This window comes from Halocatena marina, assembly GCF_023276375.1.
Classification (GTDB): domain Archaea; phylum Halobacteriota; class Halobacteria; order Halobacteriales; family Haloarculaceae; genus Halocatena; species Halocatena marina.
In genome coordinates, this window is the sequence record NZ_JALLPK010000001.1 from 3,738,088 (window position 1) to 3,750,180 (window position 12,093).

A 12,093-nucleotide genomic window follows, 5' to 3' on the forward strand; every position below is an offset into this window, starting at 1 on the left:
TTTGTCTTCTCGTAATTCGCTCGGCGATGTTGACGCGACGGAATTCTCTTATCCCCATTCAATCCCCATCGCGCCTCCAATGATGAATTCGAGCGCGTTCACGAGATAGTGCGCAACGACAACAGCGAGAAGACTGTTGGTGTAAATGAATACGACTGCTAGTGCGAATCCGAGGATTCCCGTAACGAGAATTCCGAGTCGACCTTGCGCGCCGTGACCGACCGCGAACGCCACAGACGAGCCCCCGGCGAGGAACCAGGGGGAGATCGCAAAGCCAGAACTCAGAACACCGATCAACACTCCTCGAAAGAGTAACTCCTCAAAGCCAGCGATAATTGGAAGGACGCCACAGAGCAAGAGAACCCAACCAGCAGGCGTCTCTGGAGTCAAGAGATCGCGTAGTTGCTCTTCGTATTCATAGCCAAGTGCAGTCGCACTCGCAGCACCGACAGCGTTAGCTGCATAGAGTCCAAGACCAGTCACAACACCGACCCCGACCGCCAACAGACCAACACTCAATGGATCCCGAACATCAAGACCGAGTGCCGCTGGTGGAATTGCTGTATACCACGCACCGGCAACGAGAATAAACCCAAACAAACCCTGCGAGAGTGCAACGTTGGCGAGCAACATTCCCGCAGAGAACTGTGGTTGGGTCGGAGCCTCATCACTCGGCGAGCTCAACTGACGATTTGAATTTGAATTTGAATTCGTATTCTCGGTAGTATTGGTGCTGATCTCTGCTTCGTTCTGCTGGTCGCTGTCCTTTGTCGTGAACGCCTCAGTCTCGTGGTTGCTGTTCGACTGTGGTGTTGATTCGTTGGGGCGCTCACTCATGTCTTGGCCTTGTGAAAGGCGAGCAAGCGACAGTAAGAGAACGAGGACGACGCCCGTCAACCCCGAAAACGCCGTCCAATTGGGCACGCGTTATTGTGGGCTCGGGCTGCCGGGGCCGGTGGCAGAGCCCGATTCGAGTGCTTGTCCGGTAATGCTCTTGAGACGGTCGACGAGCGAGTCCTTTTCTGGTTCACCAACCAGCGCGATGTCGAGCACTTCGCTGATGTGTGAGACTGGAATGATCTCGATCATTTCCTTGTACTCGTCTTCGATCATCACGTCTTGCATGTTCGCGGCGGGGATGATGACTGTCTCCACCCCGGCCTTGGCGGCGGCCTCAATCTTGTGAGTCACGCCACCGACGGGGAGAACGTCACCGCGAACCGACAGTGAACCAGTCATCGCAACGCTCTGATCGATCGGGATGTCCTCCAACGAGCTGATGACGGCTGTGGCCATTGTGACGCTTGCAGAGTCGCCTTCAACTCCTTCGTAGGACTGCACGTACTGGATGTGGATGTCCCTCTTGGAAATGTCCTCATCAGAGAACTTCTTGATGATGGCAGAGACGTTCTGAACAGCTTCCTGTGCAATGTCCTGAAGGTTACCAGTTGCGATAACCTCACCAGGTCCCTGTGAAGGAGCAACCTCGGCCATCACCGGCATCACGATGCCGGAGTCTTCGCCCATGACTGCAAGGCCGTTGACCCGACCTCCGACGTTCCCTTGCGCGATGGTCATATCGTAATCTTTGCGCCGCTCGATGTAATCATCGGCAAGCTGCTGTTCGATAGAGCGCGAACGTCCTTTCGCCTGCAGAACGTGGTCTCGGGTCGTGAACTCAGCATCCTCAGCGCGGGCGATGTCACCTGCAACTCGTACGAGTCCACCGAGGGCTCGCAGTTCGAGCGTCAGGTGCCCCTTGCGACCGGAGCGACGCCGCGCTTCGAGGATGAGTTCTTCGGCGGCAGTGCGGGTGAAATGCGGTAGTCGGCCGTCTTTCTTAACTTCCTGAGCGATGAAGCGAGAGTACTTCCGGCGCATCTCCGGTGTATCCTCGATGGTGTCATCCATGTACACCTCGTACCCGTAGCCTTTGATACGGTTCCGGAGTGCTGGGTGCATATTCTCCATCGCATCGAGGTTCCCCGCAGCGACCATGATGAAGTCCGTCGGAACCGGTTCGGTCTGGACCATCGCGCCCGAGGAGCGCTCGGACTGCCCCGTGATCGAGAACTCACCTTCCTGAATGGCAGTCATCAGCTTTTGCTGTGACCTGATATCGAGGGTGTTGATCTCGTCGATGAACAGCACGCCTTTGTTCGACTTGTGAATGGCACCAGGCTCAACGCGATCGTGGCTCGGTGTCTCCATCCCACCTGACTGGAATGGGTCGTGTCGAACGTCCCCGAGCAGCGCGCCAGCGTGTGCGCCTGTTGCGTCCTCGAACGGGGCCGTCTGCTTATCGGCGTTGTTCACGAGCAGATTCGGGATCATCGCGTCGCTGCCGCGACTGCTGTAGCGGAAGACGAGATAGATGATTCCTGCTGCAAGAATCCCGATGAGAAGCTGCTGGCGAAGGATCAACGCGTACCCAAGGACGATCGCGATGATAATCCACATGAGGAACGACCGCATTTGGTTGCGCTTTCTGGCTTCCTCTTTATGTGCATCGACGATCTGGTCGCCTTTTCCTGCTGGCACCGTCCGGATCTTCGGCTCATTCCCGTCGTCGGGATTGTGGTAGACCAATATGTCTTGGAGTTCTTCTCGTGGGAGAAGCTGGCTCATCGCCTTTGCGAGCATCGACTTGCCCGTGCCCGGTGACCCGATCATCATCACGTGGCGGCGCTGTTTGGCCGCTTTCAGGACGATGTCTCGGGCGTGATCCTGTCCGATGACCTGATCGACGAGCCGATCTGGCACCTCAATGTCGGCGGTAGTATCAATTTTTAGGCCGCCGAGCAGGTCGTCTTCGGCCATCTCTTCGTCGATCTTCTCCTCGTTGATCTGCTCTTCGCCAATCTGCTCCCCGCCGACTTCGCGAACGACCTCGGCGGATCGGTCTCCCGACTCGGATAGCGAATCGCTTGTCCCCCCGCTCCCCGGAAGAGCCTCATCTGGGTTGTTATCGCTCATAGAACCGTGCTCTCATCATATAGGATGTGATGTTTACTGATATACTTTCTCCCCTCTTTCTCGTATCTGTCTGTCGAAATCGCCACCCATGAGAGTGACTGACAGCATTTTCGGCTCGACCGAAGGACGTTGGGCTTATTAAACGTCCGGGTGAGGTTTGAGTATGCGCGGGTTCCTTATTGGGCGGTTCCAGCCCTTCCATGAGGGCCACCAGACAATGGTCGAACGAATCGCCCCAGAGGTCGACGAACTCGTTCTCGGTATCGGCAGTGCTGATCAGTCACACACGATGCGTAACCCGTTCACCCCCGGTGAGCGCATCATGATGATCACCAAAGCCGTCTCGAAACTCGACCTCACTACCTATGCTGTTCCGATCGAGGATCTGAATCGAAATGCGGTGTGGGTGAGCCACGTTCAGAGTATGTCTCCTCATTTTGACGTAGCGTACTCGAACAATCCGCTGGTCGTACGGCTGTTCGAGGAAGCCGGGGTCGAGGTCCGGTCGACCCCAATGATCAGACGCGAAGAACTCGAAGGCTCCGAAGTCCGCGATCGAATGTGTCGAGACGAAAATTGGGAGTCACTCGTTCCTGATGCGGTCGTCGAAGTCATCGACGAGATCGATGGTGCCAACCGACTTCGACAGGTGAGTGACTCGGATGCAAACGGAGCGTAATCAATCTCACTGTAGCACAACGCAGTTCGGTTTTTAGCGCTCCGATCCAAACAGACTGCCATGATCACGCTCGCAACTGATTTTGGCTCTCCGTATCCGGCGGCGATGCGGGGTGTTATTCTCGGTGCCTGTGATGCTCGTATCGTCGACATCACGCACGAGTTTCCGCGCCAGGACGTACAGACGGCTGCGTTTTGGCTCCGCGAGGTGCTCCCGTATTACCCACCAGCCGTCCACTGTGCGGTCGTCGATCCAGGTGTCGGAACTGACCGTGCTGCACTCCTCGTACGGGCAGGCGAACACCTACTTGTCGGTCCGGATAATGGTCTCCTCTTACCAGCCGCCCGTGCGCTCTCTGAACGTATCGATGTTTTTGAGTGGCAGTACGAATCCCCAGACAGCACGACATTCCACGGACGAGACGTGTTCGCACCAGCAGCAGCAGCCGTCCACGAACACAGCATCGCGGAACTCGATCGTGCGAGACCGACCGACGAGTACGTCGATCACGCGTTCCCCGAACCCGAACTCCGCGAACAGGACGTGATCGGCACAGTCCTCGTCGTCGATGGGTTCGGAAACGTAATCACGAACATTCCCGGCACCGTTCTCGATGCGTGTAATGAATCCGTCATGGTGAACGAAGAACGAGTGCCAGTCGAGCGGGCGTACGCCCAACTCGAACCCAACAGCCGACTCGTCACAGTCGGGAGCCACGGAAATGTCGAACTCGCCGTGAATCAGGGGCGCGGCGATAGAGCGTTCGATCTGGACACCGGTGATGCGGTCCGACTCGAATTGTGAGACACTGATCGAGATTCGTGTCCAACGAACGGTATCGATGATCGACACGCTGCTCCGATTTTGTATAATGTCGTACTCACTGCTATGGGATCGTCACAGCGCCAAAAGAGTCGTAGATTGTGGGCCGTAGAGCGTACGCGCCGCTTAGTTGGCGGAGATAACGTCGTCGATGCGGACGATCATCGTTGCCGCTTCCGTTGCGCTCTCGATGGCTTCGCGTTTGACCGCAGCAGGGTCGAGGATGCCGGCTTCGATTGGATCAGCGACGTGGCCGGTCTGTCCCTCGGCGATGACGCCTGCTCGACCCTCTCCCTCGAAGGTCGAACGGAGGTCGACAAGCGCGTCGATTGCATCCATCCCGGCGTTCGTTGCGAGTGTGCGCGGGAGAACGTCGAGTGCGTCAGCGAATGCCTCAACAGCGAGCTGTTTGCGACCCGTGATGGACGCGGCTTCCGTGCGGATTCCGTCCGCAATTGCGATTTCGGTCGCTCCTGCGCCGGGCACGACACTGCCTTCTTCGAGTGCGGCAGTAACGACATCGAGTCCGTCAGCCAGCGCGCGTTCGAGTTCGTCGGTGACGTGATCGGTGCCACCTCGGGCGAACACAGTGACGGCTTCTGCTTGGGCACCACCCTCGACAAACGCGAGTTCGTCCTCACCGAACTTCTCGACGCGGACGAGTTCGGCGGAGCCAAAGTCATCTTCTTCAAGATCGTCGACCGTACCGACGAGGCGAGCGCCCGTCGCACGGGAGATCGCCGATGCTTCGTCGTCGTCGACACCGTCGAATGCGAGCACACCCTCGTTTGCGAGGAACGAGGCCACACGGTCGTCAACATCGCCGGTCACGAATGCGACATCGATACCCGCATCGGTGAGCGTGTCAGCGTACTCTCGAAGTTCACCTTCCTCTGCGTCGAGTGCGGCGTTGAGCTGGTCGACGCTCGTAACGTTGTACTCGGCATCGATGCTGCTCTCGCGCACTTCAAGATCGACATCGAGCACTGCGATCGTCGCGTCTTCAACGCGTCGGGGCATATTCTCGTGGAGTGGCTCCTCTTCGGAAATGACACCCTCGACGAGTTCCGTTGCGGAGGAGGATGCTCCAGTCTGCGTGCGTACTCGAACGTTCTCACGCTCGACTCCGTCCTCACCATCGACCATCAGAATAGCCTGGACGACAGTTTCCGAGAGTGGAACTGCGCCGATGTCTCCGGTTCCCTTACCGGTCATGCTCGTGACAGCGACTCGTTCGAGGAGATCGGCGTCGATCTCGTCCTCAAGCTCCTGCTCGGCAATCGTTTCCTGTGCGATGCTCGCGGCTTCGTGGTAGCCCTCGACGATCGCAGTCGGGTGTACATCGTCGTCAAGGAGATCTTCGGCGCGAGAAAGAAGCTCACCAGAAAGCACTGCTGCCGTCGTCGTTCCGTCGCCAACCTCTTCTTCCTGAGTGCTGGCGACTTCGACGATCATCTGTGCTGCCGGGTGATCGATGTCCATCTCCTCAAGGATGGTCGCACCGTCGTTCGTGATAACGACGTCGCCCGAATCGGAAACGAGCATTTTGTCCATCCCACGCGGACCCAGTGTCGATCGAACGGCGTTGCTCACCGCCTTCCCGGCGGCGATGTTAGACGATTGAGCGTCCTGGCCACGCGTACGTTCACTATCCTCTGCGAGAATGAACATCGGTTGACCTCGGCGCTGGGCGGATTGTGACATAATCATGGAGACATGGATTGCGCTTCTATATAAAAGTTGCTGTGTTGGGATTAGGAATCGGACGACGGAGCGCCATGTCGATTGCTATCATGGACACTAACGTCGTTGTGTCGTCCGAATTGACTATTGTTCAAAGGGGTCCGGTCGTTAGGATTCGGTGACTGGGATCTCGGTCGCGTTCTCCCAACTCCGTTGTGTGTGTTCTTCGATCGTTTCGTCGACGAGAATTCCGATTTTCGCACCGATACTTGCTCCAACACTCGCGCCGACGGGTCCACCGATCGCACCGACGCTCGCGCCGATACTCGCACCCGTAATCGTTCCGCAGTTGTCTCGTCGATCCATATGTTCACATCGTCGCGGTGGCATAAGAGTCCTATCGTCGATCGTAGACAGTGACAGCACGGTCTGTGCGTGCTGAGAGACCACGGTGATTGCGGCGGGGTGTTCGGTCGCGGAGCCGAGCGATGAGGCTATCTTTCAATCCGACACCCACGCCTCCAGCAATATCTCGCCCGTTTGTAAGCCATTCTGACGGTCGTGTTTCGCCTCGTGCGATGGTCGGTATGCCCGAGCCAATGTCGGTAACGATGTGTCGAGCAACCCGCCAGAGCGAACGAGTGCCGTAGTTCTTCACTAATCGATAGGTGAGTGATCGGTATCGCCAGCGCCAGTCTCTCGCATCTTTCCCACCATCAGCACGGATTCCCGGCTGTGCGCCGTATTCGTCGACTTCGGGAACAGGTCCGTCGTGAGATTGTGTTTGTCGTCGAACACTCATCTCAGGTTCCCACGCCACCTCGTGTCCGAGGCGGGCAAGCCGGTGGGCGACATCCCGCGCTCCGCCGGTCGCTAGATACTCATCGAAGCCGTCGACAGCTTTGAGCGCATCTCGATGAAAAGCGACGTTTCCGCCACGAAAGTATGTCACGTGCTGGCCTGCAATAGAGCGACGTTCGACAGTTTCCGTGCTCATACCACCGCGGAGCGGTCGATGGATCGGTCCAGTAACGACTGCTGGTGATTCCGGTCCATGCCCGCTAGCGCGGTGGGCTGGTGCAACGCATTCAAACGCTCTCTGAATTGCGTCTGCCCAGCCTTCCTCGACGGCAAGCCAGTACTCGACGAACGCGAGAATGTCGCCACTCGCGCGGTCGAGACCGGCGTTCCTCGCGACGTTAATATTTCGTTCTCCGACCTCTACAAGCACGTCTACGTCGTCTCGCTGACGGATTACTCCTGTCGTCCCGTCCACGCTCGGGCCGTTGACAACGATGATTTCTGCCGATGGTACATTGGTCGATAGCGCATCGAGACACCTCACCAGGTGCTCGCGGCCGTTGAGCGTCGGCACGACCACCGAGAGTTGCATACCTTTGCTACGGACCCTCGAACGATAAAAAGACGCCGTTACTCTGCTCCCGACCGAACTTCTATACTTCTGATAGGTCCCCCATAGTCACTGACTTTTCGATTATTTTCGGCTGTATATATCTATTGTAAAGATGCTAATATAACGATCGATGTATCGCCACACCGATCATGCCGTGAGAGGATAGTGACAGGGGTACTCTGTAGAGAGTGATTCACACTACGCGCGTATTCCAGTACGACACCGAAGCGAGACGGTCGCCTATGGTCGTGCTACCGACTGTCGTATCTGCTTCCCGGAATGTGGATGCAATCTCGTCGGGGATCTGTCGGTAGAAACCGTATGGAAGAATAAAATCGTGTGATTCATCGACGAGTGTGAGACTTGCGCCGCTGAGAAGGCGATTGACCTCGTTCTCGGAGTACAGTCGTGATCCCATCGGAAGCAGCCAGTTGTAGACCGTCCGTGTGCTGTAGCGGTTGAACGTATCGAAGAAGACCTGTTCCCGTGAGACTCGACTCATCTCACTCAGGAACGATGCTGGTGTGTCTGCGAGGTGGAAAAAGCGCATGGCGAACACCGAATCAAAGTAATTGTCTGGAAACGGCAACCGGGCCGCATCGCCCCGAATGAACTCGATGTGGTCTGGCACGCCATTCTGTTGTGCCTTCTCTCGGCCTTGCTGTAGCATGGCAGCAGAGATATCGATACCGGTGACATCTGCGCCCCGTTTTGCGAGCATCGAGGTGAATCGACCCGTCCCGCAGGCAATTTCGAGAATTCGGCGGCCTTCAACGGGCGAAAGAGCGTTGAGAACAGCCTGTTTTTCCCGTTGGTCGATGAGTCGCCCACCCCGCGAGAACCGCTTTGTGTCGTAGTCCTCGGCAACATCGTCCGCTTGGTACCACTCCTGCCCTTTCACGCTACCCACAACAATCCATTCGGGAAATAAAACGGTACTGGATTTGAGTGCAACGAGTTGACTAGTCCAACTGTGATGAAAACTACGTGGTGGCGACGTTGTTGGGTGCAATCCGTAGTACAACCCGCGCGCCCTCTTCCTCATCCAATCCCGGATATTCATCGCGCCCCATGTATCGCTGAGTGAGTTCGTTGATGTGCGCTATGGCTCCTGCTTCGGTAATGTCGACTACTTCGCCACGAACCGAGACGAATCGGTAAGGGTCCTCGGGATCGATCATGCTCACGCCAACGCTTGGGGTTCGCTGAACGTTCCGTTCTTTCTGTCGCCCCCGTTCGGTGTTGATCAGCACGTGTCCAGCGTCAGCGTCGTAGTCCACCCACACCGGTGTTACCTGTGGCGTTCCGTCTGGCATCACCGTCGAGAGGTGCGCAAACGTTTTCTTTTCGAATAGATCGTGGTACTCGTCTGGAATTGCCATACCCACTACACGCGCCCGACTGAGAAAAATGAATGGCGTCGTTTCTTCTACTCATTTCGGTCCGGATCTGTGGCGACGCTTTGACGCTGGACGCTTACCCTGATTCGGACGAACATCGCGTTATTCTGGACTGACGACCTCGACTTTGATCCCCGCTGGATCTTCGCAGTAGAGTGCGTAGTAGCCGCCTGCATACGGATGCTGGTCCTCGTAGAGAACAACAGAATCCGCTCGTTCGCGGATTTCCGCGGTCAGTTCGTCAACCTGTGCACGAGAATCTGCGTGGAAAGCGAGGTGGTTGAGGCCCGGAGCCTGCCGGTCGAAAGGATCATCGGAGACGTCGGCCTGTTTGATGACGATGTACGTTGGGCCATTACTCCACGAACGACCACCATCCCACTCGTTGTTTTGTTCGTAGCCGAGTTCGGTTAGCAACCACGCCCAAAAATCAACTGACGCCGCGAGGTCAGAGGCGCACAGCTCGACATGGTGAAGTTGTCCGGTGTGTTCGAAATTGGAACGATCGTGGTTCATTTACACTGCGTCGTAGATTGCGTCCACTCCTCGGAGGGTAACGGATACGCTACTTCCCACAGGTGGCCATCAGAATCTTAAACGTTCTGGAGTATCCGCCCAAACGTCCTGTGCTGATTTTACGATGCGACCACCGGCTGCTTTGGCTTGCACGAGTAGCTCTCGTGGAGAGATAGCAAGCCACGTTCCATCCAAGGGAAAAAAGCGATATCGCTGTCGTCCTCTCGGTCGCGTAGTGGGAAGCCGAGATCATCTCGGAAGGAAATTTGATTCATCGATGTCCGAGACACCGAGTGTAACAACTGAGAGCTGTGGATCCAGCCGACGAGTATATATTGAATGATGGTGAAGGTGTCTGTTCTCTCCTCTCTTGGTAGTCGGATACTATGTCGTTGAGGATGTTTGCCATCGTCAAACGATTACGTCTGTATTTGCATCGGTTGCGGCAATACCTGTCTGATATCTATGTATAAGGATAACAACCCTACATTGGAGTATTCGTATTGTTTTGTGGGGGTTATAGCGAAGATTTACAATCTCCTTCCCCCCAGAGCCGGTATATGAGTACGAATGCGGAAAACCAGCCCGTGGAAACGTTCCTCACCAACCCGGATTTTCGTGACAGATTGCGCGAACTCCCCCCAAGTGCGAAGCTAGTGGCCAAGGTACTCGACGATGAGTCGCCTCTCTCACAAGGACAGCTCGCTCAAGAATCACTGCTTCCCGACCGTACCGTTCGATACGCACTAAATCGACTCGAAGAAGCTGATCTCGTCAATTCCCGTTACAGCTTCCACGACGCGCGAAAACAGGTATACTTCCTCATTAAGTAGTTCTTCGAACGCGTGTGGATATGCTACGTGACGATTCGTGACGAACTCGTGTTCTCTCTGAGTGGCCCGGCTTCGAGAGATTCATGGGACTCACGATACTGTAGCTGTTTTTTAGATTCGCCGTCTGAGTGACTAGCATGAACGTGTCCCGAGTCTCCGTTCAAACTAACACACCAAGCGGGACGACAAACACCTATCTCCTTGGTAGCGATAGCGCTCTTCTTATCGACCCAGCGGCACGAAACGATGCGCTCGATGCTGCTATCGCCGCACACAGCGTCGATCATATTGCCGTCACGCATCATCATCCGGATCACATCGGTGCTGTCCACGAGTACGCTATCGAGACTGGTGCCACGGTGTGGGCAAAGCATGGGCGTGAGCGATCATTCAAATCAGCAACCGGTATCGCTCCAGACAGAACATTTCGCGGCGGAACTGCTATCGAAATTGGAAGCGAGCGAATCCACGTGCTCGAAATACCTGGTCACACGCCCGAACACGTCGGATTCGTAGGGAATGATGGGGAACAAACACGACTCCTCGTTGGTGACCTCGCGGTGGCGACCGGGAGTGTTGCCGTCGGTGCACCGGAGGGCGATATGCGCGCGTATCTCGGCTCGCTCCGTCGCGTCCACGCCCGTGCACCAGACGTACTCGACCCCGGCCACGGTCCAGTTATCACTACTCCGAGAACAACGATTCGTGAACTCATCGACCGTCGACTCGACCGCGAACAGCACGTTCTCACAGCCGTCGAATTGGGAGCCTCGACCGTTTCGGAAATCACCGATGCAGCCTATGAGAAAGATATCTCCTCTGTTCGCTCGCTCGCTGAGGCAACAGTGAATGCGCATATCAAAAAGCTCGCCGTCGAACAGAAGGTGAAGTGGGACGGAACGCACGCATCGTTCGACCGTCCTCGAGAAGATGATCTTTTCTCGATCGAGGAGAAGACTCGATATGGACGGTGAAGAGTTCGATGGCGTTGGCTCCGACCCCACGTCCGGCGCTTCGTCCGAACCGGAATCTGACCTCGAACGCGAGCACGAACGCGCGCTCGCACTCGATATCGAACGCCTCGCGGACGCCATCGAATCCATCGGTTTTGAGTGTACCCGTTGCGGTGCGTGTTGTACCAGTCACGGGGATGAACGAGACCAAGAACACACCGCGACCGTCTTTCCAGATGAGGTACGCACACTACAGGACTCGGAGGACGAGTGGCGCGATGTTGCCCGTCCGATTCCGTACGGCCTCAGCGAAGGACCAGACGGTCTGGAAGGTGAAACGTTCGAGTGGGCACTCCAGACGGATTCTTGTGGTGACTGTGCGTTCTATACGGAAACTGACGGGACAGGCGAGTGTACGGCACACGAGAACCGGCCGCTCATCTGCCAGACGTATCCCTTTAGCGTCGCGCTTTCGGGAACGAGCCAGCCGATGGGTGAAGTCGTTGACAGACGCTCGGTTAGCAGCCGAGCGAAGCTCGGCGACAGAGACGGATCCAGTCCTTCAAGCAGCCAAACTGTGTCCGGTGACAGTGAGGAGGTTCGTGCTCACGAGTGTGAGGGGCTCGGTCGGGAAATCAGTCGAGCAGACGCACGCTCGCTTGCAACCGCGCTGAAAGAACGCGCTGTTCGGGAACTCGAAGAAGCCATCGCCGTTCGTGATGCGTACGAGCCAACCCGTCCCGCTAGCGGCGAAATCGTCGTCCACGATTCGGAAGGCGCGAAACATCCAGACGGTACACGACGCTGAGCGAACTGC

Annotated in this window: 14 protein-coding genes; 5 read left to right on the forward strand and 9 right to left on the reverse strand. The window is 56.5% G+C overall.

What is annotated here, in order from left to right:
• Positions 1-48: 48 nt before the first annotated feature.
• A complete protein-coding gene (locus tag MW898_RS17785) occupies positions 49-924 on the reverse strand; it encodes a CPBP family intramembrane glutamic endopeptidase (RefSeq protein WP_248909340.1) in 876 nt (291 codons plus the stop codon).
• Between the two features lie 3 nt (positions 925-927).
• Entirely contained in the window at positions 928-2,976 is a 2,049-nt protein-coding gene (gene lonB, locus MW898_RS17790; RefSeq protein WP_248909342.1) for an ATP-dependent protease LonB, read from the reverse strand.
• Positions 2,977-3,139: 163 nt separating this feature from the next.
• Here lonB and MW898_RS17795 point away from each other — a divergent pair, with 163 nt between their 5' ends.
• Positions 3,140-3,655: a nicotinamide-nucleotide adenylyltransferase gene (locus MW898_RS17795; protein ID WP_248909345.1), complete on the forward strand. Its 516-nt coding sequence runs from the start codon at positions 3,140-3,142 to the stop codon at positions 3,653-3,655.
• A 60-nt stretch (positions 3,656-3,715) separates the two neighbouring features.
• The gene (locus MW898_RS17800; protein ID WP_248909347.1) at positions 3,716-4,459 is read left to right on the forward strand and encodes an SAM hydrolase/SAM-dependent halogenase family protein; all 744 of its coding nucleotides are present in this window, start codon (positions 3,716-3,718) and stop codon (positions 4,457-4,459) included.
• A gap of 144 nt (positions 4,460-4,603) precedes the next feature.
• Here MW898_RS17800 and thsA read toward each other — a convergent pair whose 3' ends face one another.
• The 7 genes from thsA to MW898_RS17835 form a co-directional block, all read right to left on the reverse strand.
• Positions 4,604-6,181 carry a thermosome subunit alpha gene (gene thsA, locus MW898_RS17805; protein WP_248909349.1) on the reverse strand — a complete coding sequence of 526 codons (1,578 nt, stop codon included), beginning with the start codon at positions 6,179-6,181 and terminating at the stop codon, positions 4,604-4,606.
• A 147-nt stretch (positions 6,182-6,328) separates the two neighbouring features.
• The gene (locus tag MW898_RS17810; protein WP_248909351.1) at positions 6,329-6,526 is read right to left on the reverse strand and encodes a hypothetical protein; all 198 of its coding nucleotides are present in this window, start codon (positions 6,524-6,526) and stop codon (positions 6,329-6,331) included.
• A 31-nt stretch (positions 6,527-6,557) separates the two neighbouring features.
• Complete coding sequence (locus tag MW898_RS17815; protein WP_248909353.1) at positions 6,558-7,553, reverse strand: glycosyltransferase family 2 protein; 996 nt, start codon at positions 7,551-7,553, stop codon at positions 6,558-6,560.
• A gap of 214 nt (positions 7,554-7,767) precedes the next feature.
• Positions 7,768-8,475 carry a class I SAM-dependent methyltransferase gene (locus MW898_RS17820; protein WP_248909355.1) on the reverse strand — a complete coding sequence of 236 codons (708 nt, stop codon included), beginning with the start codon at positions 8,473-8,475 and terminating at the stop codon, positions 7,768-7,770.
• An 82-nt stretch (positions 8,476-8,557) separates the two neighbouring features.
• Positions 8,558-8,956: a PPOX class F420-dependent oxidoreductase gene (locus MW898_RS17825; protein WP_248909357.1), complete on the reverse strand. Its 399-nt coding sequence runs from the start codon at positions 8,954-8,956 to the stop codon at positions 8,558-8,560.
• 120 nt (positions 8,957-9,076) lie between these two features.
• Positions 9,077-9,490, reverse strand: a complete 414-nt coding sequence (locus MW898_RS17830; protein WP_248909360.1) for a VOC family protein — start codon at positions 9,488-9,490, stop codon at positions 9,077-9,079.
• A 119-nt stretch (positions 9,491-9,609) separates the two neighbouring features.
• A complete protein-coding gene (locus MW898_RS17835) occupies positions 9,610-9,765 on the reverse strand; it encodes a hypothetical protein (RefSeq protein ID WP_248909362.1) in 156 nt (51 codons plus the stop codon).
• Positions 9,766-10,050: 285 nt separating this feature from the next.
• On the opposite strand from MW898_RS17835, the gene MW898_RS17840 reads away from it, so the two are divergent.
• The 3 genes from MW898_RS17840 (at position 10,051) to MW898_RS17850 (ending at position 12,084) form a co-directional block, all read left to right on the forward strand.
• On the forward strand, positions 10,051-10,323 hold the full coding sequence (locus MW898_RS17840; protein ID WP_248909363.1) for a MarR family transcriptional regulator: 273 nt from the start codon (positions 10,051-10,053) through the stop codon (positions 10,321-10,323).
• A gap of 137 nt (positions 10,324-10,460) precedes the next feature.
• Positions 10,461-11,297, forward strand: coding sequence for an MBL fold metallo-hydrolase (locus MW898_RS17845; protein ID WP_248909365.1), 837 nt, complete (start codon positions 10,461-10,463; stop codon positions 11,295-11,297).
• Positions 11,287-12,084, forward strand: a complete 798-nt coding sequence (locus MW898_RS17850) for a YkgJ family cysteine cluster protein (protein ID WP_248909368.1) — start codon at positions 11,287-11,289, stop codon at positions 12,082-12,084. Before MW898_RS17845 ends, MW898_RS17850 begins: the two co-directional genes overlap by 11 nt.
• Positions 12,085-12,093 lie beyond the last annotated feature (9 nt).

Bases quoted from the DNA above. Each gene is read 5' to 3' on its own strand.
- lonB (WP_248909342.1), bottom strand. From the start codon at position 2,976: ATGAGCGATAACAACCCAGATGAGGCTCTTCCGGGGAGCGGGGGGACA.
- MW898_RS17795 (WP_248909345.1), top strand. From the start codon at position 3,140: ATGCGCGGGTTCCTTATTGGGCGGTTCCAGCCCTTCCATGAGGGCCAC.
- MW898_RS17800 (WP_248909347.1), top strand. From the start codon at position 3,716: ATGATCACGCTCGCAACTGATTTTGGCTCTCCGTATCCGGCGGCGATG.
- thsA (WP_248909349.1), bottom strand. From the start codon at position 6,181: ATGTCACAATCCGCCCAGCGCCGAGGTCAACCGATGTTCATTCTCGCA.
- MW898_RS17810 (WP_248909351.1), bottom strand. From the start codon at position 6,526: ATGGATCGACGAGACAACTGCGGAACGATTACGGGTGCGAGTATCGGC.
- MW898_RS17815 (WP_248909353.1), bottom strand. From the start codon at position 7,553: ATGCAACTCTCGGTGGTCGTGCCGACGCTCAACGGCCGCGAGCACCTG.
- MW898_RS17825 (WP_248909357.1), bottom strand. From the start codon at position 8,956: ATGGCAATTCCAGACGAGTACCACGATCTATTCGAAAAGAAAACGTTT.
- MW898_RS17830 (WP_248909360.1), bottom strand. From the start codon at position 9,490: ATGAACCACGATCGTTCCAATTTCGAACACACCGGACAACTTCACCAT.
- MW898_RS17835 (WP_248909362.1), bottom strand. From the start codon at position 9,765: ATGAATCAAATTTCCTTCCGAGATGATCTCGGCTTCCCACTACGCGAC.
- MW898_RS17840 (WP_248909363.1), top strand. From the start codon at position 10,051: ATGAGTACGAATGCGGAAAACCAGCCCGTGGAAACGTTCCTCACCAAC.
- MW898_RS17845 (WP_248909365.1), top strand. From the start codon at position 10,461: ATGAACGTGTCCCGAGTCTCCGTTCAAACTAACACACCAAGCGGGACG.
- MW898_RS17850 (WP_248909368.1), top strand. From the start codon at position 11,287: ATGGACGGTGAAGAGTTCGATGGCGTTGGCTCCGACCCCACGTCCGGC.